The 25,645-nt window shown below is 40.3% G+C and carries 26 protein-coding genes; 24 read left to right on the top strand and 2 right to left on the bottom strand.

Going from position 1 to position 25,645, the window contains the following annotated elements:
* The first annotated feature begins 6 nt into the window (after window positions 1-6).
* Window positions 7-3,195 (top strand): IncHI-type conjugal transfer protein TrhN, encoded by a 3,189-nt coding sequence (gene trhN, locus ACJHWR_RS18765; protein WP_000776705.1) that lies wholly within the window; start codon window positions 7-9, stop codon window positions 3,193-3,195.
* Between the two features lie 28 nt (window positions 3,196-3,223).
* Here the strand turns inward: trhN and ACJHWR_RS18760 are convergent, their stop codons facing one another.
* Window positions 3,224-4,096, bottom strand: coding sequence for a hypothetical protein (locus ACJHWR_RS18760; protein ID WP_000771832.1), 873 nt, complete (start codon window positions 4,094-4,096; stop codon window positions 3,224-3,226).
* A gap of 179 nt (window positions 4,097-4,275) precedes the next feature.
* Here ACJHWR_RS18760 and trhI point away from each other — a divergent pair, with 179 nt between their 5' ends.
* The 23 genes from trhI to ACJHWR_RS18645 all read left to right on the top strand — a co-directional run bounded on the left by trhI (window position 4,276) and on the right by ACJHWR_RS18645 (window position 25,462).
* Window positions 4,276-6,060: an IncHI-type conjugal transfer helicase TrhI gene (gene trhI / locus ACJHWR_RS18755; protein ID WP_042634277.1), complete on the top strand. Its 1,785-nt coding sequence runs from the start codon at window positions 4,276-4,278 to the stop codon at window positions 6,058-6,060.
* 394 nt (window positions 6,061-6,454) lie between these two features.
* Window positions 6,455-7,327, top strand: a complete 873-nt coding sequence (locus ACJHWR_RS18750; protein ID WP_000041927.1) for a hypothetical protein — start codon at window positions 6,455-6,457, stop codon at window positions 7,325-7,327.
* Window positions 7,328-7,384: 57 nt separating this feature from the next.
* Window positions 7,385-7,762, top strand: a complete 378-nt coding sequence (locus tag ACJHWR_RS18745; RefSeq protein WP_000120822.1) for a hypothetical protein — start codon at window positions 7,385-7,387, stop codon at window positions 7,760-7,762.
* A gap of 60 nt (window positions 7,763-7,822) precedes the next feature.
* Complete coding sequence (locus ACJHWR_RS18740) at window positions 7,823-8,800, top strand: hypothetical protein (RefSeq protein ID WP_042634278.1); 978 nt, start codon at window positions 7,823-7,825, stop codon at window positions 8,798-8,800.
* Window positions 8,801-8,857: 57 nt separating this feature from the next.
* Entirely contained in the window at window positions 8,858-9,916 is a 1,059-nt protein-coding gene (locus ACJHWR_RS18735; RefSeq protein ID WP_000063335.1) for an ATP-binding protein, read from the top strand.
* Window positions 9,917-10,047: 131 nt separating this feature from the next.
* Window positions 10,048-10,221, top strand: coding sequence for a hypothetical protein (locus tag ACJHWR_RS18730; RefSeq protein WP_001176647.1), 174 nt, complete (start codon window positions 10,048-10,050; stop codon window positions 10,219-10,221).
* Window positions 10,222-10,284: 63 nt separating this feature from the next.
* Entirely contained in the window at window positions 10,285-11,412 is a 1,128-nt protein-coding gene (locus ACJHWR_RS18725) for a DUF3150 domain-containing protein (RefSeq protein ID WP_000174395.1), read from the top strand.
* Window positions 11,413-11,489: 77 nt separating this feature from the next.
* Entirely contained in the window at window positions 11,490-13,502 is a 2,013-nt protein-coding gene (locus tag ACJHWR_RS18720) for a VWA domain-containing protein (protein WP_046788423.1), read from the top strand.
* Window positions 13,503-13,573: 71 nt separating this feature from the next.
* Window positions 13,574-13,795, top strand: a complete 222-nt coding sequence (locus ACJHWR_RS18715) for a hypothetical protein (RefSeq protein ID WP_042634307.1) — start codon at window positions 13,574-13,576, stop codon at window positions 13,793-13,795.
* A 113-nt stretch (window positions 13,796-13,908) separates the two neighbouring features.
* The gene (locus ACJHWR_RS18710; RefSeq protein WP_410226709.1) at window positions 13,909-15,141 is read left to right on the top strand and encodes a toprim domain-containing protein; all 1,233 of its coding nucleotides are present in this window, start codon (window positions 13,909-13,911) and stop codon (window positions 15,139-15,141) included.
* A 270-nt stretch (window positions 15,142-15,411) separates the two neighbouring features.
* Window positions 15,412-15,933 carry a hypothetical protein gene (locus tag ACJHWR_RS18705; RefSeq protein WP_001010933.1) on the top strand — a complete coding sequence of 174 codons (522 nt, stop codon included), beginning with the start codon at window positions 15,412-15,414 and terminating at the stop codon, window positions 15,931-15,933.
* A gap of 78 nt (window positions 15,934-16,011) precedes the next feature.
* A complete protein-coding gene (locus ACJHWR_RS18700; RefSeq protein WP_000762004.1) occupies window positions 16,012-16,890 on the top strand; it encodes a hypothetical protein in 879 nt (292 codons plus the stop codon).
* A 70-nt stretch (window positions 16,891-16,960) separates the two neighbouring features.
* Window positions 16,961-17,896: a hypothetical protein gene (locus ACJHWR_RS18695; protein WP_000691118.1), complete on the top strand. Its 936-nt coding sequence runs from the start codon at window positions 16,961-16,963 to the stop codon at window positions 17,894-17,896.
* 68 nt (window positions 17,897-17,964) lie between these two features.
* The gene (locus tag ACJHWR_RS18690; RefSeq protein WP_000991699.1) at window positions 17,965-18,885 is read left to right on the top strand and encodes a hypothetical protein; all 921 of its coding nucleotides are present in this window, start codon (window positions 17,965-17,967) and stop codon (window positions 18,883-18,885) included.
* 66 nt (window positions 18,886-18,951) lie between these two features.
* Window positions 18,952-19,890: a hypothetical protein gene (locus ACJHWR_RS18685; RefSeq protein WP_000472043.1), complete on the top strand. Its 939-nt coding sequence runs from the start codon at window positions 18,952-18,954 to the stop codon at window positions 19,888-19,890.
* A 171-nt stretch (window positions 19,891-20,061) separates the two neighbouring features.
* Window positions 20,062-21,018, top strand: a complete 957-nt coding sequence (locus ACJHWR_RS18680; RefSeq protein ID WP_046788424.1) for a hypothetical protein — start codon at window positions 20,062-20,064, stop codon at window positions 21,016-21,018.
* Window positions 21,019-21,281: 263 nt separating this feature from the next.
* On the top strand, window positions 21,282-21,557 hold the full coding sequence (locus ACJHWR_RS18675) for a hypothetical protein (protein WP_001004201.1): 276 nt from the start codon (window positions 21,282-21,284) through the stop codon (window positions 21,555-21,557).
* Window positions 21,558-21,601: 44 nt separating this feature from the next.
* A complete protein-coding gene (locus ACJHWR_RS18670; RefSeq protein WP_000578892.1) occupies window positions 21,602-22,192 on the top strand; it encodes a hypothetical protein in 591 nt (196 codons plus the stop codon).
* Between the two features lie 7 nt (window positions 22,193-22,199).
* The gene (locus tag ACJHWR_RS18665) at window positions 22,200-22,457 is read left to right on the top strand and encodes a hypothetical protein (RefSeq protein WP_001371933.1); all 258 of its coding nucleotides are present in this window, start codon (window positions 22,200-22,202) and stop codon (window positions 22,455-22,457) included.
* A gap of 73 nt (window positions 22,458-22,530) precedes the next feature.
* Entirely contained in the window at window positions 22,531-23,067 is a 537-nt protein-coding gene (locus ACJHWR_RS18660) for a hypothetical protein (protein ID WP_000107168.1), read from the top strand.
* Between the two features lie 16 nt (window positions 23,068-23,083).
* The gene (locus tag ACJHWR_RS18655; protein ID WP_000549069.1) at window positions 23,084-23,530 is read left to right on the top strand and encodes a hypothetical protein; all 447 of its coding nucleotides are present in this window, start codon (window positions 23,084-23,086) and stop codon (window positions 23,528-23,530) included.
* 90 nt (window positions 23,531-23,620) lie between these two features.
* The gene (locus ACJHWR_RS18650; RefSeq protein ID WP_000119427.1) at window positions 23,621-24,583 is read left to right on the top strand and encodes a DNA replication terminus site-binding protein; all 963 of its coding nucleotides are present in this window, start codon (window positions 23,621-23,623) and stop codon (window positions 24,581-24,583) included.
* 9 nt (window positions 24,584-24,592) lie between these two features.
* On the top strand, window positions 24,593-25,462 hold the full coding sequence (locus tag ACJHWR_RS18645; protein ID WP_072804928.1) for a hypothetical protein: 870 nt from the start codon (window positions 24,593-24,595) through the stop codon (window positions 25,460-25,462).
* An 87-nt stretch (window positions 25,463-25,549) separates the two neighbouring features.
* Here ACJHWR_RS18645 and ACJHWR_RS18640 read toward each other — a convergent pair.
* The coding region (locus ACJHWR_RS18640) for an IS1 family transposase (protein WP_000851394.1) at window positions 25,550-25,645 on the bottom strand (96 nt) is incomplete at its 5' end.

The following is a 25,645-nucleotide window of genomic DNA, read 5'->3' as shown; positions in this document are numbered from 1 at the left end:
AAATAAGTGAAACTTAGAAAAACAATCACCTCAGCGATTATTGCATCAATGGTTGCCAATACTATGAGTTGGGCTTTTTATGTCACACTCATAAACATGGTAATGACACCACGTGTTTACGCTGCTGACGCTATATTTGACCAGCTCGAAAATAATTTTAACCTTGCAAATCCTAACGCAAATCGCAATGCAACCACCAGTGCTCAGGACATTGTGGAGAAATACAAGAACGCGGATTCAGGCGAGAATGTCAGTGGGAAGATCACCGAGAAATACGTGGGTAAAGCCGAATCCGCTAATCTTAATCTCGGGAAGTATGGGGCAGGGAACTCTAATGAAAGTGTCATGAAAAATGCCGCATCCGATGGAAAGTCTATTGGTAGCGCCGTACAACTGCCGAGTATGTCTGGAGGGACAATCAATTCAAACTACACCAAGGAAGGGGCAAAGCTGCTCTCTCGTGATGCTAATGGCAACATTGGTATAAGCAGTAATCCCAATACTACTCCTGGAACCAAAACAAATACGGGAGAGATTTTCAGCTCAGAGCAAAAGCACAGCGATATAAAGTTCAACGCCGCAGATCGTTATGGGGATGAGGATGGCTTTGTTAACGATATAAAGAATCGGAAAAGCCAGTTATTTGATGCTCAAAGTTATGATGGCGTTGCCTACCGCACCCTCGTAAATGCTAACAAGGACAACCCGGCATCGTCTGTAAAGCCTAACGATCCCATGTTTACTGCGGGGAGAAATGAGATAACCAATGCTGTTGCTGGTACTGGAAACTGGCTTCAGAACTGTAATGTTGAGACCTCCAAAAAAACAGTAACCACACACTATCCTGATTACAAAGAGTTCTACTGTAACTCGCCTAAGCAAGATAACTTCAGCAGCTGCACGATAACTCGTGACTTCTCTGTTCCTGTATACATTTCAGGCGGAAACGGAGACATGTCGATGTGCGGCGATAATTGTGTGCGTATATGGTTTGGTCGCCGTGATGACAACTACTGGAGTGACGGGGTATTTGATAACGAACTGACATTAAAATTCCATCCGGATGCAAAATTGGCCTCAGCAAAGATTGTTAACGCGGAGTGGGATGACCACATGCGGGTAACACTTGATGGCACGCAGATTTTTGCTCACATAGATGGTGCATATCGAGAAAGTGACTATCCGGCTCCAAAGGGATCTTGGGAGTTAAAAAAATCGTGGAAACTCGACAAAGTATACGATGTAACTGAAAAGGTCAGAAAATCAGTTTATGAAGAACCTGATCGTGAAGTGACAATGGCATCCAGAGTCTGGGTTGGTGGGGGAGGTGAAGGGTACTTTGAGGTTGAGCTGACGTTTGAAAATATGAAGCTCGAAGATAAGCACGTCCAGGAACCAGCTGGTTGTTACGATGCTGTACAAACACCAAATACATTCTGCCGTTTCGATCGGTTTAAAGATATGGATGTTGGCACGAAGCGGCTTCCGGAAAGCGTGCTTTCTATGGCAAAGCCGCTGTATGAAGGCGATAAAGGCTTTCTTACCTGGAAGACTAACCTTGAAGGCTATTTTTGTGATCCATTGGCTAAAGACAAGATTTGCTCTTATGACGCCAGTGGGAAAATTATGAAAGACGCTAATGGAAAGGACCTCTGTTACAACTACGAAGAAATTAAGAGTATGCCTGATGCATGTAGTTCTTATAAAAATGATGCAGCATGTGTACTCGATAAACAAACATGTGCAGAGGGTTGGTTCGATGAGGGCACTAACAGCTGCTACATGTATGAACAGAAATACACCTGTGACAGAGGTAAGGATGTAGTTCGTGAGGTTGAATCTTCTACAAATGCCTGTGTTGGCATGATCCCATGTTCTGGAGGAACATGCGAAACTGGGCCAAAGGAAGAGAACAACGATTTTGGAAAAGTTGCGGCTTATTCAAACATGGTTCAGTACATGCAGGGCGAAGCCAAATGCGAAGACCCTAACGATGCCAATTCCTGTTCTGTCTTTGAAGGAAAACCTGAATGGTGTGGTCGTTCAGTAGGCTTTGTAAATGGCCTGGCAAAGACGGACTGCTGCGAAGCACCGCAGGGAACCGCAGGAGCACTTGAAGGTATCATGCTTGCCGGATCTATGATCAGAAACACTAACTGGACCAGAGTTAATGCTCAGCTAATAAAATGGACCGGCGGTGATACAGGTACATGGGCTTCTATGTCCAATGCGGTCGGTGAGTGGACTGCATCAGCTGGTAAAACAGTAGGGCAAATGTGGAACAATGTCACGAGCTCCTTAACGAGCGTATATGAAAACGTCGCTGGTAATCTAAGCAGGGCAGTTGGGTCTTCCGCAACTTCTGGAGGGGCAGGAGGTGCTGGCCAGTTGGCACAGGAAACAATGTCCAGCTTCGGTATAGGTCAGCTTAAGCAGATGGCAATGAAGAAAGCCTACGAATTGCTACCAGATACAGTTCGAGACTTTGTCTTTAAGAACGTTGCTACTACCGGAGGAGAGGTTGTCTTCTCGGCTGCGGTTCAAAACTTTATGCTTGCATTAAACGTGATCGGTTGGATTTATACAGCCTATCAGGTCACTAAAATGCTTTTAGAAATGTTGGTAGCATGCGACCAGAAAGAGATGGAAGCTTCTATTCATAAGAATCAAAAATCCTGTTTTACATTAGATACGGAACGATGCGTCAAATATCTGAATGTTGGTTTCACAAAGAAATGCGTTAAAAAAGCAACAGACATGTGCTGTTATAATTCCATGTTGTCACGCGTTATTATGCAACAAGCTTATCCGCAATTAGGAATAGACCCTGTCGCCTCTAATTGCGTGGGGCTATCAATAAAGCAAATACAGCAACTGGATTTCGATAAAATTGATCTGACGGAGTGGATTAATGATGCAGTTCAGGTAGGAGAAGTTCCTGATCAATATTCAAAATTCTCCGAAGAATCAATTGTGGAAAACTTACCATTCCAGAATGAGAACTATCAACTTCCATCAGAACGTACCAAGGAAGCAATGGGCGGTGAAGAAAATATGATAAAGGCCAGACAAGAAAATGCTCAGGCTATAAAAGAGGAAAATGTAGATTGTAGCTATTTACCTCGACCGGCCATATGTGAGGTAGGTTCAACTACGCTGGATCCGGTTACGGGCAAGCAGTTGCCGAAATATTGAAGAAGGGGCCGTTAGGCCCCTTTTTTAATTACTTGGCTTTCAATGTTTTTTCTGGGAAGCCTTTTTTACCGTATTCACCGGTAAAGAGGTAATAATCTTTTCCGTTGATGGAGGCTGCAACACCCCCTGGAGTTGTTGTATTTGGGCTATCAGAACGGAAAATGATACCCGAAAAATCAGCGCTTGTTTCGTTTCCTTTAAATGGGATGAACACATAACGAATTACAGCGTAATCACCAGCGGGAAGGTTTAGCTGAGGAATTTCGGTTCCTGTTGCGGGGCGAATCGCCTGAAAGCTGTACATTGAATCTGTAGGGAAAACATCAGCATCAGGCTTAGAGGGCAGATCACAGGTACTCCATTTATTGACGACTGCCATATCAATTTTACATGTGGCCAGAGCTGCTTTCTGTTTTTCAGGGTTGTATCCAAATGAGGCCTGAGTTGCTTTTGTATGCTCAAAAACATACTTAGCTCCTTCACGTACCAAACTTTCATCATTGTAAGGCAATTTTTTTGGATTGGGGACGAACACTAGGTATTGATTGACCTGGATGTATTCGGCGTCAGAAGAACTGTACAAAGAGCCGAGGCTCATGATCCCAAAACCTTTTAGACCGCCTGTTACGTAGCCCATCGAACTATTGATGAGATACTTAGAAAGAAAGTTGTCGGCATCACCTCCAGGAGTAACCTCTTGCTCCTTAAAATTAACGTCGAAACCAGCAAACGAATAGGCATTCTTGGCGACAGAATCATTTGCTTTAGCATGCCAGTACTGGCCGTGACTGTACGCATTCAGAGCGGTGCCTGGCGTAGTGCCGGTGTCACCGGCACAACCCGATAGGGAAAAACCAATGACGACAGAAGAGACCAGAGATACTAAACGTAAAAGTTTCATTTAAAGCCCTTTTTGTAATGTCTTTTGGAGATGGAACCATTATTCCATAGTCACGCGTTTCACAAACAACCTGATTGCATAAAAAAGGAAAAAAAGTGATTTCCAGTAGAACCAGCAGTACACAAGAAAAGCGCTTTTATAAAAATGTATAATTATTAAAACGAAGTAATGAGGTTGAAATGGGTAAGCCAACAGAAGAGCAAAGACCTGTTATCGAGAATGCTAGCGCAAACAATATGGTGATAGCAGCGCCTGGATCAGGCAAATCATTCACCATGATAGAAGCGGTTATATCGATTCTCAAAAAGTATCCATATGCAAGAATCGGGATGGTGACCTTTACTCGCGCTGCAACAAACGCACTTGCAGCAAAGTTACAAAAGCGATTGAGCAAGAAGGATCTTGACCGGGTGCTGGTGGATACTTTTCACGGACTCGTTAAGAAGCAACTGGACATGATTCGCTGGCCGGGAAAGATGTTGATAGGGCCAGCACAGAGATCTGTCATTCACCGGGCTTTGAAAGAATCCGGTGTAACGATGAAGTTTGCTGAAGCTGAATTCGTTATTGATGCTATCGGCAGAGAAATGGATACGGATGTGATTTCAGTTCGGCATAACAGACAACAGATCCATTTATTTAATACCTATCAGGCGTTATGCCAGAAAGACCATGTGGCGGACCTCAATGCTCTTTCAAAATTTGTTGTCGGTCAAATGCATTCGGGAAAAATGCGCACGTTAGATTTGACACATTTGATAGTAGACGAAGTTCAGGATACTGACTCTATACAATTCTCATGGATAGCATTGCATACAAGAGCTGGAGTCTATACGAGTATAGTTGGAGACGATGATCAGGCCATCTACTCCTTCAGATCCTCAGGAGGAGTCAAAATATTTCAACAGTTTGAAAAACACTTCAGACCTAACATATTTTACTTAAACACATGCTTTAGGTGTGAACCTGAAATTTTAGAGGTGGCCGGAGCACTGATAGGAAAGAATGTTTACCGTTATGCCAAAGAGTTACGCTCGGCAAAAAAGGGAGGAGGAAAGGTCACTTTTCGTTCATATGTAGATATGGAGGAACAGATACAGGGTATTTTAAGCCTTATAAATCAGGATCCACATGGATGGGCAATTCTAAGCCGCAATAATGCTCACTTGGATGAGCTAGAAAGTTTGATCGAACAGCCAGTAATTCGTTACGGAGGTAAATCATTCTGGGATGAAAAAGAAACAAGCGATGTGTTAAGCCTTATGGCCTTTTTCCGACAATCAAATGATCCTCGCTTAATGAAGAGAGTATTGGCATTGTTTGGAGAACAGGAATCAGTTTTGGATGATGTGGCATTGAGTATGAGAGGAAGAAAAGTTACTTTTGGCGACCTTGCCATCCCGGAGGACAGTTCTCTCGAAACAAAAACATTACATTCAAACTTCGTGCGCTTTACCCAGGAAAGTACTGATAAAGTTGAGATAGCAAAACGTTTCGCCAACCTTACGAAATGGATGGAATCGTCGTCAATCAAGATGAGGAGTAATAAAGGTACAGCAACCTTAACAAAAATTGCTTTAGACACTTGTAAACAGTGGGCAGAAAAGACTGGTTGGATGAATATGATCAATCGTGCTGCTGCAATGTCATTAGGCCCTAGGAAGAAGGACGAGGAATACAGCCCAGAGAAAGTAGTCCTATCAACCTTGCATGGTTCAAAGGGTCTTGAGTGGAATAAAGTAATAATAATGAGTTGTAATGCGGATCAGATACCAAGTAAAAGATCAGTTGGGGAGGAGGCAATAGAAGAAGAAAGACGTTTGCTTTATGTTGGATTTACGCGTGCAGAAAAGCAACTTTTTGTAATGTGGTATGGTGACCCTTCTTTCTTTTTAAGAGAATGCAGTGAAGAAAAGATAAAAGAAGCAGCTAATATTCGAATTTCTCCAGTTTATACAGAATAATTCGATATGGGCATTTACTTATGCTTAAAGCTATAGTATAAAAACAATGAGCTTAAATATCAGCTCCCAAATTTGAGTAACTTTGCTTAAAGTTACTTTCGCGTTAAGCGTTGATTTAGCCGTGAAAAGCGGCCAGCTTAAACAAGCTGTAAGACACCACCGGCAAAATGTCACCTTTGTCGCTGGTGCACTTCCCATGCCTGAAAAAGGCAATCTGAATTTACCAAACCGTAACTAATTTAGCTCCTCCTGGAGCTATTTTTGTTGCGTACTTCTAATGCCAGATAGTATAAATCAGGCGGTTCATAGCTTACGGGAGATGAATGACAGGCTTTGCCTTCGTGTTGAAACAAAAAATTGTTTCTTCCTTCTTACTATATATAGGTGACCCCAAATGTCTAAAAATAAAGCTCGCAGTAAAGCCCTTCATCAAACCTTTAGTGAAATTATTCCAGAGATGGATAAGGCGCTAAACAAACAGCTCTTAGAAGTTCTGATGAAATATACAGAACGTGATAATGAACTGATTGTTATTTTGAATGAGGACGGCCCAAATATCATTGAACTTAAGTCTCTTAAGCCTGTGTCTTTGTTGGCCGAAAAGCTTTCTGCTTATTCAAGCTATTATCATGTGGATGTTGTGGAGCTCGTGGTCAAGAAAATTGATTTCGAAGGAGCTTATAAGCTTCTTAAAGCTTCCCCAGATGTACCACTTTTTAAAAGCTTAACTGAACTGGATAAATATCTTGTTGAGGAGTTTGAAAAATACGGATTAAATTCATTTCTTGACGTGGATAATCTGGATTACTCACTTGAAAAAGCCAGTGAACTCAAAAATGAGCAGTTAATAAATTGGGTTTCGGACATCATTTGCAAACGTGAAAAATTAACTTTACGTAAGCGTTTTGATGTCGCAGTAAAGGCCCACTACGAAAATGTAGAAAAAATGTATGATACCATTCGTCCGTTAATGAAAAAACTGGGTTTCCCAGAAGATCTCATGACGCACACCTTTAGTGAGTTAAGCGTTTTTGAAACTAAAGGATGGGACCATGCAATAAAATCGAAAATTGAGACTCTCGCTAAGCGTGAAACTCAATATTTAGATGATGCGGCTAAAGCAGAGAATCGACGTCTTGTAACAGAGAAGTTGGAGAACTCTTTAGCGATTGCACCAACTAAACCAACAAGAAATTGGTTACATATTGCCGGAATTGCCTGTTTGGTAGTCTGCACGTTCATGTATGTAACTAATAAATTTATTTAATCCTGTTAAGGGGGAACCCTAACGGGGCTTCTCTTTGAACAAATCGAGGAGCGGAAAATGTCATATCTTGAATATATCAATGAAGTAAAAGTGTCCGGGATAGTTATCAGTGCTGTGGAGAAAAAAATGACTGACCAGAGTATAGGTTTGTTAATAAAGCTCAAAAATAGGATGAAGACAGAAGTTGATGGTGAAATCACTGAGAGAGAATTTTCAGTTCAAATCAAGGTGTCGCCTGAAATGTATTCAACCTGTTTCACTGGTATAAATCAGGGTGATGAGTTGATGGTCTCCGGTTATATTGTTGTCGATACTATTATGATTGAAGGGAGAGAACATCCTCTTGACTACATGAGAGTGGTAGCAACAAGTAAGTTGGCTCACATACCTAAACCTCTAAAAGGTTTTGGACAAAGTAGCTTTAATCAGATCTGACATTAAACCCACCCTAAAGGGGAGAAATCCCTTCATGGGATTTCTCCTTTTGGAGTCCCCATGAAACAAAAATTTAGGGCTACTGCAATAAGTAGTAATCAACTTAGTTTTTTTTCTATACTCGATATAGATGAAGATGAAATAACGCAAATAGTTGATTCACCCAAAGAGCATTTAAATGATGCTTACACGTCCGGATTAAACTTTAAATCAGAAGAAAGTAACATTTCTGAGATAAATTATGATTCTGAAAGGCGTGAAAATCACCTTTATGAAAAATCCAAATTACTTAAAAATCAGATTTTGCATACAATTAATTTTGCAGCAGAAACAGATTATCTATATACGGTTGAAGAATATAACCCAGATTTGGGTGGTCTGGTAATAGAATGGACCCCTGAGGATGTGTATGTTGTTTTTCTATCCGCTATGGAAGAGTCTTTGGAAATCATTAAAGAACTAGTGTTGAGGAGAAAGTTATTCTTCAAAGATGACAATGGTAATATCACAGTGAATCCACTTTTAGAAGCTGAAACACGGTGGTATATGTCAAAATCATTTGAATACACTTGTTTATGTCATGGACTTGATGCATGTGAATTTAGAGCGGAATTAAAATCATGGCTCTATTATCATTCGCATCGTTCGATTAGTGAAAACACGAAATTAGCTGAATGCAGGAATGATGATGAAATCATTTTGCATGATTGCAATGACGATATGGGCTGGGACATCTTCTTTGATCAGGATTATTTAATGTCAGAAAAAAAACTGGCTGTTAAATGGACTGACAGGGAAATTATGGATGTTTACATAAAAGCTTTTAAATCCACATTAGAGTTGTTTGACGAGCTTGTTTCATGTGATCTGTTAACTAAACGAAACGCTTTTGGCAAGTTAGAAATCAATCCAATATTCGAAAATCATTTTGAATGGATCATGTCTGAAGCTTTTGAAATAGTGGGAAATCATCTTGGTTATAATGTGCCTCAAATCAGGAAACTGATGGCAACTATTTGCCAAATGAATCTCAAATAAAATGCCACTGGCAAACATCTGCCAGAGGGCGGTGTTTGCATTTTACCGGAGTTAAAAATGTCTAATGCCGCTATGAAGTTAAATGAAACATCTTCTGATGCTTATGAAAAATTAGAAGCTCTTCTTTCCCCGGATGTTATAAAGTTAAAACATTATGTGGATAAAGGTGAGTATCTTTTAGTTCTAGCAAAGGACCTTTTTGGTATTCCAGAAATGGATCCAAAGATGGCTGTGCCTGTTTTCAAAACTAAAACCTCGTATCGAGCTCCGCTGAACAAAGACTACATACCAAATCCCCGAATACTTGAACAAGTGGTTAAACTGCTTATCAGTCCGGATATAGATTTAAGTGTGTGTCTTAAAGGTGAGTCCGGTTCTGGCAAGACTGAAATGGTAATGTACATTAGCCACATGATGAATTGGCCGCTGACAATTAAGCAGATCAACAGCAATATTCGAGTTGATGAGCTTGAAGGTGAGCGCAGTCTTAATGGTGGTAATACAGGTTTTGTACACAGCGATTTGGTAACGGGATTTCGTAATGGTCACCTCATTCTTCTGGATGAAGTGGACAAAATCGATCCTGATACGGCAGCAAAACTTCACATGCCCATTGAACGTAAGCCCTGGTCACTCAGTGCTAATGGTGGTGAGGTTATAACTGCTAATGGCTACACGCGATTTATTGGTACTGCAAACACAAACATGAGTGGAGGCGCTCGCCGGTTCGTTTCTTCTCAACGTCAAGATGCAGCTTTTATAAAGCGGTTCTTGATAGTTGAAATGGAGAAGCCCGACAAAGTTGCTTTAACCAATGTGCTTACTAAACGATATAGCTCTTTGCCTTTTCAGGTCATTGAGAAGTTCGTAAGAGTAGCGATTGCAGTAAATGACTCTGGTACAGAAGACAGTGTGATGGATATTCGTCAATTAGTAGCTTGGGTTGGCACGTCGATGACGTTAAAAACCTTTAGTCTTCTTGACACTTTCAAAATAGCTTTTGCTTCTGCTTTACCTTTACATGTGGTCGATCTTGTTCTTCAAGCTATAGATCTTTCTCTTGGCGAAGACAAGGATAAATCGCTGGAGTATTTCACAGCAAAAAAGTCGAGTTAGATGGGATTTGTTATGAAACCTCTGATATTTGTATCTCAGAGTTATCCCATCTTGAATTTAGTGCGTTTTTAAGTACGGATGGTGCTGCTACCATTGCTATAGCAAAAAACGGAACTAATTTTACTGGACTTATGCAACTGAATAACGACTATTCTTTATTGTTTTATCATGATGGTAAAATAAATATGGAAGGTCTGATTAAACAAATGGAATTAAAAGGTTATATGTATCAGGGAGCAATGGGCAATGATGATGTTGTTGCTGAGTTTCCCGGTATTCTTTTAATTTCACCAGAGAAGCTTTAATATCAACCCTATCGGGAAATCTTTCCCGTTGGGGAGGGTTTCCCCTTTTTTTTGGAGAAACCCATGACTTTAAATACTTCAATGCTTAACAAAGTATCTGCAAAACAAATCTCTGAGAATTTTGCAAAATCATATCCAGATTTACTGGAAGGTGCAGTTATAACAAAAATTGAAATAAGTGGCTGTCAAGGATCGCGTCGAACCGATAAAATCGATTTGTCTTATGATGGAGATGATATTACGGATCAAAAAAGCGTATCTAAAAGCGAAGTACGCTGGATTGACATAAAAGCCCTTAGCTTCAAAAGTACGATTACCAGCAGAATATCAACTCTTTGCTCACGCTTGTGCATCCGCTATAGCAATATGTGGATTTTACCAGTATCCAGTATGGAAGAGTTTCTGGAAGGGGCCCAAGAGATTGAACGAGAGTTTCAGGCAGGTATTCAAAACGTTGTAGACAATTATGAGATGCATATTGAGGCTGAAAAAAATAGAAGCCCAAGAATGTCTTCTTTGATTGATCAGTTGAAATTAACTAAAGATGATTTCATAAAATCCTTTAGATTTAATATTGCTCACTTTATTCCTTTTACGCCTATTAGCGTTGAAGGTGATGAAACCCAGGACTACTATCAGGAACAATTGATAACAGATCTGGCAGAAGAAGCAATGAAGGTTTATGAAAAAATTAGCAAAAATAACAATTTGCGCTCAAGTACTATTGACCGACTGAAGCAAATGCAAAATAAGATCATTAGCTTCATGTTTATACATAAAGAGGCGGCAGTACTTGCAGAAGCTATAAAACACATAATGAATAATTTACCTAAAGGTGCCATTTCTGAACCTCGCGACGTTGCGGTGTTACAGCAGTGGTTTTATTTCATGAGTGATGCTTCAATGTTAAAGCGTATTATTTCAGGAGAGCAAAAGGTTACTGACTGGTTGGAATCTATTACCAGATCATTTAATCAAAGCTCACAAACAGAACCGAACGCGCTACAGAACACAGGTATTGAAGCTATTTTAGATTCAACAAATGTGTTCCAGGTTGAACCTGTCGTAGAGAACGATATAAATAACAGCACGTTTTCAAACACTGATCCTGTAGCTGAACCTGAGAAATCAGTTTCGCAACAGGAAGACAATGTTGAAAATGGTTTTGATATCGAGCTCAAAGGCTGGTAACTGTTTGCTTTATTAAAAACCCCAGATGGGTACTTCACCATCTGGGTGAGTACCCCTTTTTTATAAAGAGGTATTCTATGAAATTAGATCTTAAATCATCACCGCGCCATATTAAGCGTTTACAGAATATAGCAAAAGTCATTAGCGGCTTAGGCGATGTAAGAGTTGTAATAGACGACAATACCAAAGGACCGTATTTTGATCCTGTAAATAAAGTTTGTGTTTTACCAAACGGCGATTATAGCGATGATGACTTTGTCAGTCTGATTGAAGGTTTTACCTGTCATGAAGCTGGTCATGGTCGCTATACCGACAGCGAGGTTTACAGTGACGCCTTTAATAGTGTTCTCAAGTCATCTGAAGGGTTTACACGCTTCGATGACGGAATGAATGCAGAGTTTGAGAGCCTCGCTGAGAAACGTAAAGCTTATAGCAGGGCAAAACGTCTTACCGGGCTTATAAATCTGTTCGATGATGTACAGATGGAAGAGAAGGTTGGTAACGATTATCCGGATGCAAAGCGGCGGCTTGCAGCCACTTACGCACTGATGGTTAAAGCCGGAAGGATGACTCCTGATATATCTTCTCGTCCGGAAAATCCTGTCCTATTTATTGAGTGGTATCTGCTTAACTCATTGCGAGTAAAAGTCCTTCAGCAGGCAGGTCACAAAGAAACACTCGATCCGTTTTTTGACTATGCCCAAAAGATACTTTCTCCAGTAATTTCTGATGTTGAGGAAATTTTTCATGATGCTCTTGGTTGTGAAAATACTCAGGGCTGTGAATCCCTTGCTCGTAAGACCCTGGCTCTTTTAGAGAGACTGCGGGATGAGGCAAGGGAACAACAGCAGCAGACAGAGCAGGAGGAGCAGGAGGCATATGATGAATCCGAGACCGATACCGATACCGATACCGAATCAGAAGATAAATCGCTTGAGTCGACTGATAGTCGTGAGGATGATTCTGAGGACGATAGTGAAGGTCAGGCAGATACTTCCGATAACTCTGATCTTGCTCAAGAGGGATGTTCTGAGCCTTCAGAACTTGCTGAAGATAACGAGGGAAATAATGAACCCACCGGTGGCAATCCCACAGGTGATAACATTATTGAAGACGATACTGATGCGATTAACCCTTCCGAGAGTGAATCAGATGAAGCCAGTTCGACTAACGTTGAAGATGAAAGTAACTTTTCATCGGCTCAATGGGAGATACTGGCAGATTTGTTGGATGCCTTTCTTGGCAGTGATGAGGATAGCGAAGATTATCACGATGCTTTGGCTAAAGAGATTGAAGGTATTGCATCAAAAGTATCCGATGACGTGAAAGCCGAATTCGGTGCTTCTGAATGGGATATCCCTGATCTCCTTATCGATTTGAATGTTTACAATGAGGCTTTGTCTCTGAGTCATTCAATCGGTAGCGACTTGTCTGTTTTACAGCAGGTTAAAATGCGTGGCCGAAACAAAACTCATGAGCGTGGAATTACCTTCGATGGAAATCGATTAATTCTGTCACCAATGGGAGTTCGTGATGTCTTCAGAGCTCAAAGCGAATCTAAAAATAGAGGGCATGTTGGCCTCGTATTAGTTCGTGATATTTCAGCGTCAATGGCTAATGATGAAAGATATATTCATGCCATTAAGTCAGATCTTGCTTTATCGATGGCCGCTGAAAGTTTGTCAAAAATGCATGTCTCCAATATAGTCTTTCCCTTCAAGGAAAGTGAATTTGAGATTATCAAAACGTTTGATCAAAGCGTTGAGGAATCTCTATCGAAATTCACTCTTGGATGTAAGGGTTATTATACCCCTACGGGATCGGCTTTAATGGCAGCTGTTGATCTGTTACTTGACAGCCAATTCGATAGGAAAATAATTTTTCTTATAACTGATGGTTATCCGAATAAATCGGAATTTACTATCGGCGAAGTTATGGAAAAGGCTAAATGTAATGGAATAGAAATCGTTGGTGTTGGTATTAAGACTGATGAAATAATTGGTTTTGAAACGGACACTTTCGTAACAGTTGATGATACTTCTTTATTGTCTATTGAAGTCAGTAAGCTAGTTCATCAAATACTTTCTTAATAAACTCTACCCAATCGGGGCAAAAGGCCCCGGTGGGTCTTTTTGCTCCATGAAGGAATAAGGAGCAAAATATGACTCAGATAAAAACTTACCGTGTAGAACATGAAAAAGTCGGTGCGATGCATAAAGTCCGTATTTTTGGACGTGTTGGTGAAGTTATAAGCAATGATAGCCCTCAGGAAAGAATCTTCCGCGAAGTCACTATAGCGGAGGGTAATAGCCAGCAGGCTGCGTTACTTGTAGATAACTACATACAGTGTCTTGAGAATAATGGCTTCACGACTGAAGCATAAATGTTGAGGGCCCCCGGGCCCTCTTTCTTAAATTCTGCGTTGTGGGTTTCTCCCTGTCTTCTGCACCGCAGAAGGCATTGAGAAACTCACAATGCAAGATAAGAGAGATCATCATGACTTATGCATCCCCGGCTCTTCGTCGTAATCCACAGGAAGTATCTGAACACTTTATTAAACTCGTTCATGCTCGAATTGCTGAAGTGTCTGGCTGGAAGTATATATTCGAAAGAATACCTGCTTTCAAAGACGCTTGTGCAAAAGCCCCGAGCCAGGTTCCTTGCCCGTTTACTGGCGCAGGGAAATCGAAGTTTCGTTTCCGACAAAAAGACCTTTATACCGGATGTGCGATCCATAATGACTTTCCGGTAAATGAGTTTTGCGACGGAATTGATGTTCTGGCGAAATATTATGAATTAAGTAAAACGCAGACTTGCAAAAAGATTCTCTCAGATTTTTTCGGGATGGATCTGCATGCTCCGTTAACTGACGCCGACATTGAAAATGAACGACGCTATAAATCAGCAGTTCGTGCCACAGAAACTCTTGACCGAGAGGAAGTGGCAAAGCGAATGCGAAAACTTGATGTGATGTATCACTATACCGGTGAAATCAAGCCTAATACTCCTGTTGCTTTGTACCTCCGTAATCGTGGGATCTCCCGCTTACTGAGTCACTTACCAAAGGATTTAGGCTTTAATAACCTGATCTACTATTGGGATAAAGATAAGCAGAAATCGATTATCTATCCGGGAATGATTGCGATCTATCGTGACACCCGAGGTCGGCCTCTGACTATTCATAGAACATACGTAGACAAAAATGGTGATAAGGCACCTGTAGAAAATCCAAAGCTGATGATGAAGCCTCCTGCCGATATGACAGGTGGCTCAATTCAGTTGTTTGACCCTCACTATGATTCAGGTAGTTCGACCTGGACACTGGGAGTGGCTGAAGGGATCGAGAACGCGCTTTCTGTTGTAGAAGCGACTTCAACACCATGCTGGGCAGCCAGCTCCGCATGGTGCCTTGAAAACGTTACTGTTCCTGATTTTTTACTGCCTCCGCCGGATGTAAAATCTATAAACTTTTATATCTGGGCGGATAAGGATATTGCTAACTCACAAGGCACTCGTGCCGGTATTGAAGCTGCTCAGCGACTTCAAAGCCGCATGGTTGAGTTTTTGGCTAAACGATATCCCGCATCAAAGCTGACAATTGAAGTCTTCGAACCAGCACAAGATATTCCTGATGGGAAAAAGGGTATCGACTGGAACGATGTTCTCCAGTTAACAGGGCAGGATGGATTCCCGATTCACTGGGCTCCTGAATGTCTTAATCAGCTGTAACAACGATAACTCCCCCGCTTTTTGCGGGGGGGGTTATCTTATCAATATTATATTTTAAAATTGTATTGATAAGATAACCGCTTTCCTTCGTGATAATTACCTGCCTTTAAGGTCTTTTCACGGCTGAGATGCTTGCTCAGTTAAATAAATGTGCGGTACTACTGGCTATGGTCGGTTGTATGACATGGTTATTCCATAAACTATTAAAACCCATAACGGGAGTATTACCGTTATGGTGATGCTCGTCGTTTTACATCGGAGAGCATTTTAATGAATTTTCAAATTAACGAAGTTTTTAATAAATTTGCTGCTGTTATAAAATCGCGCATCGTCAATGAACCATCGTCATGCTATTTGCTGCATGATAATGAGATAGATATAACGATTTTGAAACATAGCATATTAGAAAATGACAGAAACCTGTTGTACGTAGTTCGTCCTTCAGGAACGTGTTTGTTGCGTTGTGACAAATATTTCTATCCGAAATATTATCTTCGTTGCCGTGGAGATTATAAGTCATTCATATATGTCCATCTTGATCTACATAGTGGTGAAGCTAAAGAAATCACATGGGAGCAAGCAGACGATATGCTGTCTAGTCCAGGAAAACCCCCATTAAAAGGGAATCTTGGACGATTTGAGTATATAAAAGTTGTGGTTGAGGACCTTCGTATTCGAGGTTACGCTGATTATCTTCCTGCGTATAATCTTGATGACCTTCGCCGTTTTGCCTTACAGGACGACCGCCCATCCCTTGTCAGATACATTGACAATGTCATGGCAACGGTCTGATTGATTGCTAATTGATTTACATATTTTCCCTGATGGCCAACCTGCATCAGGGAGGCCTCAATAACGAATGGAGGCTGTATGAAGTTAGCTACGGACCTGGTAAAAGCTATTTTGATTAGAAATGGCGTTGAACCAGTAAATATAAGCGAATCATCTAAGTTATCTTTGAAACAACCACTGACAGAACTTAAATTCAGTTTATATTTGCGAACTGAGCATTTATCTCACTTCCTACCCGGTTATGTTTATTCTATAAAAGAATGTCCACTGTCATATGACATCGGGATCGAAATTCAGAAAATCTTCGAAAGTTTACATTTGTTAAACGAAGAATTTGAATCCCTCGGTTTTGTTTCTGTATGGATAGAAATGCATCAAAGCATTTTTGAACAAAGTCGGTTTAAGAAAAGTAACTTTACTTTTCGGGAGGAAGAGGTCGAGCTTGCTAAAGGGCTTGTTTGTTCTCACAATTCACAAATAAGTAATGCGGCTTATTTCTGGCTTCAGCACTTTGAGGAGTTTATGATTTATGTTCGTAATAAGCTTATCGACCTCTTTCGAGAGGCCTATGACCTGATCCTTGGAATGCAGCAAGTATTTTTCATTCGGGAAAAGGAAGAGCTGTTGAAAACTATAAGTTATGGCGATGAGCTGTATGAGGTGAAATTCATGGCGGCTGAGCTTTACTCTATCGAACAGAACTTAAAGTGTTCTGAATCGATAAGTACAAAATCTCAAGCTTCGGCATATATTAACCGCATCCGTGAGTTTGTGCGTTCGGGGTGGAGGCAGGGCTATATAGTCTGCCATCATAAGCGAAGTAATCAAATTTCATCATTGTCATTACCGATGTACTTGAAAGATACGTCAGGCCGAAGTGCTCGAAAGCGAGTAAAACGTCTTATATCTTCTACAGTTTGTGGTAGAAATAAAGATTTAGGTCTTACAGATTTTTAATTAAATTATACCCATGTGGGGATCACACCCCATATGGGAGTGATCCCTTTTTTTATTGAGAGAGGATCACATGAAAATTATCGAAAAAATCATTAATGCCTTTTTGGTTGTTCAACATAAAAAAATACAGGTTAAAAACATTACATTTTTAGACAATGGGCAGGGCATGTTCTCTGGTATGTCTTTTGATGCTGATGTTTCACTGGAGTTTATGTATGAATCAGCAAAAGCATATAGTTCTTGTTTCTGTGATATTCCCTTTCCAGGTTTTGAAGATGCAAATCTGGAGGAAATTACGAAATTTCAATTAGATGCTTTGAAGCAAAGAAAGAATCATTCTTTCTTTGTTAACCATTTGAGGTTTCCTATAGTTTTAAGGGAAGGGTGCAAAATCGAAAGAGGAGAAGTCTATTCAATTTCGAATTGCACTTATAATAAAGAAAGATTGCAGTATCTTTTTTCTCAGGATATTTACGGTAAGTTGTATAATTCCTTAGAGAAAGAATTAAGCTCGTTTTTCTCATTTATCAATGTTGAGGTGCACGAGTTGTTAAAAGATGCTGTATGCTTTGCATTAAAAATCCTGAATAAGATATCTTTGGATACACCTGAAAGACTTATTAAAGCTTTTAATTATCGTGACTGGTATTGTAGTTACGATGTTGAGCTTTTTAGGAAAGGCTTACCTGGTCATATTCTGGAAGAGCTCATTGCTCCAGATATCTTACTTTCAGACCTTAACGGTTGTAGAAAAATACTTAGAAATGCAAAACGATTTCTAAATGGACATACACAAACCAATTGTGTTTATATTAAATATGAATGGTGGTTGGGGCCTGTTGATACCTCACACTCAGCTAAGTTGATGTCTGACAAAGAAATTAATAACCGAAGTGACTTGAAGAATTTTTCAAAGGTCTTTTTCAAAGAGTGTTTAAGTTCTGGTAAGTCGGAATATGAAAACCATCTTAGTGAAAAAGAACATGCGCTTCGCTATAATTATTAATTAAAATTATTTTCTCCCATAGGGATTTCTCCCTATGGGAGAAATCCCTCTATTAAGAGGGTATTGAAATGAATGCTATACAAAAGTTAGTTGAATCTATTCTTGTTAAAATGGGTTTTGTTGGCGCTGTAGTGGAAAATATATATTTGGATTCAAAACCATTTCGGCATATTCGATTTGTGGCTGATATTCCAGTAATATCTTTTCTACCTCATTTGGTGAAATATCTTAAGGGTGCAGACCATCTTTACAGTGGTAACGATGATTTGCATCCTCTTTTCATTTATTTTTCCGAAGCGGCTACATTAAAAGCAGGTCCTGTAAATCTCGCGAACTTTCGTTTTGAAGTTTCTATAGCTTCAACTCATTTACGACTGGTCTCAGAGCAGCCTGATTTGCTTTTCAAAGGATTTAACCGGGATAATCTAGAATACGTTTATTACCGCTCAGATTTGGCCTCTAAGGATCTTATACTAGGCCTTGTTGAACACGGTTCTCCTTTCATAAAACATCTACATGGACTTATACAAAAGCGAATTTTAAACGAGTTCTCTCTGATTTTTTCTGTTCTTGAAAAGATTTTAGAAAGCGCGAAGCCACAAATTCTTGCTTGCTTCCATAGTGTTGATTATGAAATGAACGTAAAAATAATAGCCGAAGCTATACCTGAAACTGTATCTAATCAGATAGTCACATCTGATTATATAGTTAATTCTATATCAGATGCGGACAAGTTTATAAATCATGTTCGTCGCTATTTAGCAGGCAGGGTAATGAAGAGGCGGATATACGCTGAATTAGATGTTTGTGAAGAAACATCAAGTATTTCACTAGTGAACTTAGGATGCTTTACGTCTCCTCTGCTCGTTACGGAATATCAAATGTTTAAGCCACACTCTTCAGGGTTATATCGAAAAGCTATAAACAACTCCTTAAAACAGTTCAAACCAGAAATGCATGTACCTTCTGAAGAACTCTTTTATAATTAATCTAACCCATCCGGGAACCTGCTTCCCGGTGGGAAGCACTTCCTTTTTAGTCATGAGGTAGTGTAAATGTTTAAAGAATCTGACCACGTGGAATTTGTTAGTGCCTTTCTTTATCAAAATTTAGGCCTTAATGTTTCCGCTGACGATATAACCGTTCAATTATCTGATACTTCGTTCGACAAAGTAACCTTTGATTACGATGTAGATATCGATAATTTAAATTGTATGTTGGATCTCTACATATCTGAGCTAATAAAGCACAACGCATCTTACTCCGATTCTATTCTTTTGAAACAAAAAATAATTTATTTTCTTGGAGTATTTAAGAATTTCGGATTTTTTACGTTTGATATTCGCGGATATAGTAATACTTTAAGCCCAGTTAAAGTTATTGATATTGTTTCAATGATTATTAATGACTGTGAAGAGTTATCTAAAGCTAATTCTTCTACTGATGCTATAAGAAATCTTTATCTCGATAAAATGAAGGTGGATGGGAAAGTGTTAGTTGCGAAATTTGCACTTAAACAGTTTTTTCATTCCGACTTTGGTGACTTTATCTCATTTGTCGAGAAAAGAATTACAGATTGTCTTAATGAAACTTTAAGGATTATCAAAGCTGTTGAACATGGCTTTGTACGTGTAGGGCAGCATAAGATTAATCGCCGTATTAATGATGACTTAAAGTTATGCATTGATTTCAATACTGATGATTATCCGGCAAATATGCCAGATATATATATTAAGTTTAACGATACATTTGATGGGAACGGGGCGTTATATTGTGACAATGATGCCCTCATATCCCTCTATACCGATGTTGCTTCAATTATCAATGTGCCGGTGATGATGGAAGTAAGATTGATCAATAAAAGAGGGCGTGTTGTCTGTGATTCTTCGCATTCAACTTACGTATCTCTCGAAAGTAATGACCGATACAGAGTAACTGATCGCACATTACTAATAACTGAAGCTTTTGACGATTTTCGTAACGCGTCTCAATGATCCTTTTGCTTCAGTCCAAAAAAGTAACTTTGGTTGGCTGAAGACACTTGTCTATGACAATGTAAAATCTGTCGCTGGCATCTTCTTTTAGCTTAACCAAATTTTTATCTAACCCAGTGGGGAAGTCGCTTCCCTTCTGGGGCACTTCCTCTCAAATTCGAGGTAGTGTATATGACACATTCATCTGATGATAAAAACTATGTCCGAGCAGTTCTGAGTTATCTTGGCATAGATTTTGATGAGGCGGATATAGTATTAAGTGTTTGCCATTGTCAAAGTGACGAGCTTTCTTTTACCTGTAATATCAAAGCTATTGAACTCAAGAATGTTGTTGATTTATATGTCGATAGTATCTCTGAGAATGAAATAGAAGCTTTAAACAGAGAATCTTTAAAATCGCGACTCTGTTACTTTCTTGAGGTGTTTGACGCAGTCTCTGGTCAGTACCTTGAAATTTCAGGAAAACACTTTGCAACTAGTCGTTTTGAATATGATGATGTTTGTAGTGAAGTTCTTAGCATGTCTAATGATGTTTCTCAGTCGAAAGGTTATGACCGGGATGAATATAACAGACTGATGCAGGTTGATGGTCAGGTTATGATTGCCCGTTTTGCTTTGCAACAGTTCTGGGATACTCATTTTATTGGACTAATAACATTTGTATCTGAGTCTATAACATCGAGCCTCTATAAAGCTTATGAAACTTTTAGTGATATTAGTTTGGCTTGCTATAAACTGAGTGAATATTCTTATTCACGCTCTATCAACAGTGAATTGACCCTTAATATTTCACTTAAAGAAAATGACTTCTGTGAGGACCTATCTGATTGCTATATGGAAGATGAGGCTTTACCTTCTGGTAGGGTAATTTCTCGACGCAACAATGACTCCATAATAAGTATTTATGAGAGCTATGCTGCGGCTTCTTATATTCCGATGATTGCATCTTTGGAAGTCGTTGATGAATACGGCGAAGTGGTTACTGACCTCTGCCATACCGTTTATGTTTCAGAGTTAACCGGTGGGCGGATTAAAATCCACGACCGTAATGACTTAGTATCTGAAGTTTTCGATAACCTAAGAAATTTAAATCTTGCAGTTGGAGATTCAGTTTCACAAGCTGCTTGATTCTTTCCCTGATTTTGATTTTTTCTCACATACTCTTATGGCACGGTTTCCGTGCCTTTTTTTTGCCTCGCTTACAAGCGTCTACTCCTCTTCTACCTATCCCACCTTACATCACCACTTAAAATCTATCTTTCTAATTCCATTATCCTTTTCGTAGCCTCTAATGCTCTGGTATGAACATACTCTTTAAACTCAAAAAAGTGCTATTAACGAAAAAAAATCCCTAAAGAGATTTGTATACTGTTCTCAACCAAGGAGAGCTCATGAATGAACTAAAATCCAAAAACGAGAACAGTACCAAAAGCAACTTTCCCCCGGTTGATAATCAGTTTTGCTTTTACCATGTTGATTTCAGCATAGAACGACTACTTTCTACGGCCGAGGATCTCCAGCTTGAGTACATCTTCCAGAAACCTGGAAGTGAAGTAAGAAAGGATTTGGTTGAGCGATTCGAACGTGGAGAGCGCTTTGTTACAGCTTCACACTGTGACAATTTCTGTGAAATCCTTGGTTGTCAAGGCCATCAGGAAAATGCATAAACCCATAAACCTACATTTCCACTTTTAAGGATGTTCACTAAAGAATGATTGGAGAAAGTATTTTTGACTGGGTAATTTACGGAATATCCATTTTGATATTTGCCTCAGCACTAATTGAAGGAAAGACAACTCGCTACCCAGCACTTTTTTTCTATGGGAGTTTAATTTTAATGTTAATCCTGATAGTTGCTGGAGGCCTTAACTGGTGGTTCTACAGGTCAAAATATGGCGCAGTAATCGTTATCTTCACAGTGGTTTCTTTACTGATGACTCGATTCCGCCTGGTCATATATAAATTAAGATTAAGAAAGTTAGTTTCAGAGATCAGATTTCGTATAAAAACGGGTTTTCGTATAATTCTTGTTTTGTCGGATAATGAGGATGAGCGTAATGTTCTGCTGTCTATGCTTAGCAACGTATTGCCAGAGCAAACGCTTATTCACACGCGTGATGCTCTCGGACCTCATTCAGGGCCTATCCTAAAAGCTCTTGAGCTACATCATCAACAGGGAACAGGTTACATACTCGTCTGTGAACAACAAATCTCAGCGCGTACGTGGTTGAGTATCGTAGAAAATGGGAAACCTGATACATCTATAGCTGTTAATTTTCATTCGATCCCAGAAATGGAGTGATTTTTCAATGAGTAGAACCGTTTCACAAAGTGTCACAGAAGATTGTCTTTTTGATACCCGCACACAAGTCAGATTACAACTAAGTCGAAGCGTTCATAAAACGCTGGCATCTGCTAAAGAAATTTTACAGGGAAGGGGGGTTGATTCGGTCTCTATTGAAGATCTTGTGCGAGCCTGTCTTGAAGAGAACCAGCCAATTGATCTCGCCTCACTTTACCTTGAAAATCTCTTAAAACAGAAAGGTACCAGCATTTGCGATTTTTAGTGTTTTCAAACCTATTAGATAAAATGCCGGTTGTGTTTATATAACATCAATAATTTCATGCAACAGGTAAAACATGAGTACTCAAAAGCAACTTTCCAGAACAACCGGCACTGAACGTATGTTTAAGGAAGAGCTGGCGTTATCCTTAATTTGTTGGGTTTTCACCAGTCCATTTACCAACTGGACCGATAAAGTCTTCAGTGGTATTGAAGTTCCGTCTGAAGGACCGTCAACATTACTGGGTGAGGCTGAAAAATTCTTTCGTTTTGTCGTTAATGAAGAAGGCTACGACGCAGGAAGGGCTGCTCTTGGTCTTGACCTATGTTGTTTTTCACTTCCGTCGTGTTTGTTCCCGGACGCTGCCCTGTCTGAGGAAGAGGTTATGAGTAAGTTAACCGGAGAAGTTATCCATGGGATTCTTCTTTCCTTACCTGAATTTATTGATATGCCAGAAGTGCTCGCTTACCAGGTCAGGGATGAAATTCTTGCTTTTAACACTCGCTGTGGAGACGGGATCTTTCATGGTTGGAACACGGCTTCAGAATTGTGGAAGTTTGAAATCTTTCCCCGCACCACCATCATGATGCAGCATACTTCGGCAATACATTAAAATTAGGCGGGGCAGAATGCATAAAAAACTTTTTCTTCTCGAATGGAAACCCTGTCAGAGCCGCGTATGGGCCGGTTGGATGGCCCTGTGGTTGACTATCAGTTTTCTGATGTTATCTGCCTTGCTTATGACAGATCATCTCCTGAACAAAGTCATCCTGCCGCCAACATGGTTGTTGATCTGGTTTTCGCCAATGCTGGGGTTTTTGATAAAAGTTCGCGTCGTCGAAACTCAACATTTCCTGGAGCATGACCTCTGTGTTGCAGGTTTCTCTTTTTACCGCTGGAAGAGGTTAGTTTCTCCCGGGCTTTGGTCAGTTGACTGTATAAATGGTCGTTTTCGCCTCAATCGGATCACCCAGGTGGGTAAGACTATCCACTATCCATGGCGTCTCCATTATCATCCTTTGTTCATGAGCCCTATCGAACATAAATCGCATGCTGTGAAAGCTGTTTCAAAATGACTTCTTTAGAGGTTTACATGACATTTATGTTCTGCAAGGTCAGCCAGGGCAGCAAAATTGATTTGAAATAACATGAGCCTGGAGAAACGTATGAGTTATGACGATTTGCCCTATTTTCGTGACCAGATTCTGGAACGTATCGACTCGCTTAAGTGTTTTCTTTCGAACACCCCCCCGCTGATGGCAAACCTGATGACTGTCTCCACCGTATCTCGAACAGAAGAGCGACTGAAGCAGGTTAAACCCATCAGGGTTAGTGTTAAAGACGATGCTTCGGTTGAGGAAATTATTCAGGCACTTACTGACATCTGTGTGGATGACATAGAGTCATTAAGTCATGATTCCACCAAAGTGACCACTAAATACCCGGGTCTTATCATTGTCCCAGAAAGAGCAGATCTTCTCGAAAGCTTGATCACATCTATAAATGAAGCAAAAAATGATTTTGCTGCGGCAATGAGGCGTATCGATAATAAAAAGAATGTCCGTTTTGATAAAGTGCACAAGAAGCTCCCGGGCCTTGTCGCTATGCACTCAACAAGAAATGTCCTTTTCATCAAGTCCCAGCTTAAAAAAGTTACTTTTTCATGGCGGCTAAACCGAAACCAGGAAGTTAAAACAGCAGAGCAACTTGTGAGTTTGTTGGAGCGCAGGAGAGCCTCAGAAGTAAAAAATGTAGCAACTACCAATTTGAATGTCGTGTCTAATATCGATAAGGCTTTACACCGTCTTGAATTTCACCCACTGAAGCAGGGCGAATCTTATCGCCTTTGTCGAACTAACTCTTTCCCTGTTCCGATTGCTCACATTTTTGCATTTAGGCCTGAAGGGCAGGAACGAAACGGGAATAAATATGCTGAGACTGATTATTCAGTAGTAAAAGCATCCTTGCCCATTTTCGCAGCAGGCAACATACCTCAATTAAAAACGCTCTCTGACTGGGCTCCTGAAAACAGCCAGGGCCCGTCCAACCAACGGAAGCTGAGCCTGAAATATACAGAACTCGTGCCGGGGGCTGAGCTGGGCATTTTCATTGTCAGCCCCGAAAATTAAGGAACAACAATGCAATGGATTTCCACAGCCAGCCAGAAAATCGATGAGCGTCTCTATCGTGTCTGCGTCTGGGTAAAAAAATATCACGCTGATGCGATTAACCGCGTTGTGCTTACCGTTGATCTAAGTAAAGCCCGACATGACCCTGACGAGGACCAGGTAAGAGCAGAGCTGCTGTGCGGCCATTATTTTTTGCTTCGTAAGGAAAACGCTTCGAACTCTGCGCCTGACGATCAAAAGTTTGCTTTCCTGCCTGACGGGCGCAATCTGTGTTGGCAGACCGCAACCCCGGTGCTTCAGCATCTCCTGCTCAATAAAAACGTTCCTGAGTCGCTGAGGTTGCTTACGGACTACATACATATGCGTCTGGCCAGGCTGACAATGGTACCAATGTCCGGAACCATCATGAACGAGGCTCTGCTGGACAGCATCAGCTGGGTTAAGGTGGATTTGACCTACTTCTGGCAGTACGAACAGCTCAGCTCTCATCTGGGACCCATCCAGATAACCCACAAGGCACTAGTACGCTTCGGGCATCTGGCAAAGAATGATGAAAACTCCAGTGCCATAAGAATCCTGCGTCAGCGTCTGTCTTCAGAATTCTTACAAGAATTTCAGATGGCTGAGGATGAGCTAAAGCGCAAACAGTCGTTGATGGGCACCATGGACGTGAAAATGCTGTTTCATGCTCATTACCCCAGCCAGAAGATGCTGGTGGCTCGATATAAAAATGGTTGGGTAATGGTGGATTGTTTTCTGTTTCATCATACCAAACCTAAGAAAAAAGCAAAAAACAAAACTACTGTGGCTAAGCCTCAACTTAAAGATACAAATTATAAATACTCTCAAGTGTATATTCAGTATGGGATTGCGCAATGATTGCCTAATAAAATTTCTGAAATATTTCTGTATCGCATAATTTTTTATATCAGATAAATTGTACTGGATTTCGGTAATGACTCCAACTTATTGATAGTGTTTTATGTTCAGATAATGCCCGATGACTTTGTCATGCAGCTCCACCGATTTTGAGAACGACAGCGACTTCCGTCCCAGCCGTGC

The organism is Escherichia sp. WS568, from assembly GCF_046486085.1.
In the GTDB taxonomy this organism is placed as follows: domain Bacteria; phylum Pseudomonadota; class Gammaproteobacteria; order Enterobacterales; family Enterobacteriaceae; genus Escherichia; species Escherichia coli.
Note: the sequence above shows the minus strand (reverse complement) of the source record. Positions and strands in the feature narration are given on the sequence as shown.

What these genes read in the sequence shown, in the direction of transcription:
- ACJHWR_RS18760 (WP_000771832.1), bottom strand. Translation starts at nt 4,096, where the DNA reads ATGAAACTTTTACGTTTAGTATCTCTGGTCTCTTCTGTCGTCATTGGT.
- trhI (WP_042634277.1), top strand. Translation starts at nt 4,276, where the DNA reads ATGGGTAAGCCAACAGAAGAGCAAAGACCTGTTATCGAGAATGCTAGC.
- ACJHWR_RS18750 (WP_000041927.1), top strand. Translation starts at nt 6,455, where the DNA reads ATGTCTAAAAATAAAGCTCGCAGTAAAGCCCTTCATCAAACCTTTAGT.
- ACJHWR_RS18745 (WP_000120822.1), top strand. Translation starts at nt 7,385, where the DNA reads ATGTCATATCTTGAATATATCAATGAAGTAAAAGTGTCCGGGATAGTT.
- ACJHWR_RS18740 (WP_042634278.1), top strand. Translation starts at nt 7,823, where the DNA reads ATGAAACAAAAATTTAGGGCTACTGCAATAAGTAGTAATCAACTTAGT.
- ACJHWR_RS18735 (WP_000063335.1), top strand. Translation starts at nt 8,858, where the DNA reads ATGTCTAATGCCGCTATGAAGTTAAATGAAACATCTTCTGATGCTTAT.
- ACJHWR_RS18730 (WP_001176647.1), top strand. Translation starts at nt 10,048, where the DNA reads ATGCAACTGAATAACGACTATTCTTTATTGTTTTATCATGATGGTAAA.
- ACJHWR_RS18725 (WP_000174395.1), top strand. Translation starts at nt 10,285, where the DNA reads ATGACTTTAAATACTTCAATGCTTAACAAAGTATCTGCAAAACAAATC.
- ACJHWR_RS18720 (WP_046788423.1), top strand. Translation starts at nt 11,490, where the DNA reads ATGAAATTAGATCTTAAATCATCACCGCGCCATATTAAGCGTTTACAG.
- ACJHWR_RS18715 (WP_042634307.1), top strand. Translation starts at nt 13,574, where the DNA reads ATGACTCAGATAAAAACTTACCGTGTAGAACATGAAAAAGTCGGTGCG.
- ACJHWR_RS18710 (WP_410226709.1), top strand. Translation starts at nt 13,909, where the DNA reads ATGACTTATGCATCCCCGGCTCTTCGTCGTAATCCACAGGAAGTATCT.
- ACJHWR_RS18705 (WP_001010933.1), top strand. Translation starts at nt 15,412, where the DNA reads ATGAATTTTCAAATTAACGAAGTTTTTAATAAATTTGCTGCTGTTATA.
- ACJHWR_RS18700 (WP_000762004.1), top strand. Translation starts at nt 16,012, where the DNA reads ATGAAGTTAGCTACGGACCTGGTAAAAGCTATTTTGATTAGAAATGGC.
- ACJHWR_RS18695 (WP_000691118.1), top strand. Translation starts at nt 16,961, where the DNA reads ATGAAAATTATCGAAAAAATCATTAATGCCTTTTTGGTTGTTCAACAT.
- ACJHWR_RS18690 (WP_000991699.1), top strand. Translation starts at nt 17,965, where the DNA reads ATGAATGCTATACAAAAGTTAGTTGAATCTATTCTTGTTAAAATGGGT.
- ACJHWR_RS18685 (WP_000472043.1), top strand. Translation starts at nt 18,952, where the DNA reads ATGTTTAAAGAATCTGACCACGTGGAATTTGTTAGTGCCTTTCTTTAT.
- ACJHWR_RS18680 (WP_046788424.1), top strand. Translation starts at nt 20,062, where the DNA reads ATGACACATTCATCTGATGATAAAAACTATGTCCGAGCAGTTCTGAGT.
- ACJHWR_RS18675 (WP_001004201.1), top strand. Translation starts at nt 21,282, where the DNA reads ATGAATGAACTAAAATCCAAAAACGAGAACAGTACCAAAAGCAACTTT.
- ACJHWR_RS18670 (WP_000578892.1), top strand. Translation starts at nt 21,602, where the DNA reads ATGATTGGAGAAAGTATTTTTGACTGGGTAATTTACGGAATATCCATT.
- ACJHWR_RS18665 (WP_001371933.1), top strand. Translation starts at nt 22,200, where the DNA reads ATGAGTAGAACCGTTTCACAAAGTGTCACAGAAGATTGTCTTTTTGAT.
- ACJHWR_RS18660 (WP_000107168.1), top strand. Translation starts at nt 22,531, where the DNA reads ATGAGTACTCAAAAGCAACTTTCCAGAACAACCGGCACTGAACGTATG.
- ACJHWR_RS18655 (WP_000549069.1), top strand. Translation starts at nt 23,084, where the DNA reads ATGCATAAAAAACTTTTTCTTCTCGAATGGAAACCCTGTCAGAGCCGC.
- ACJHWR_RS18650 (WP_000119427.1), top strand. Translation starts at nt 23,621, where the DNA reads ATGAGTTATGACGATTTGCCCTATTTTCGTGACCAGATTCTGGAACGT.
- ACJHWR_RS18645 (WP_072804928.1), top strand. Translation starts at nt 24,593, where the DNA reads ATGCAATGGATTTCCACAGCCAGCCAGAAAATCGATGAGCGTCTCTAT.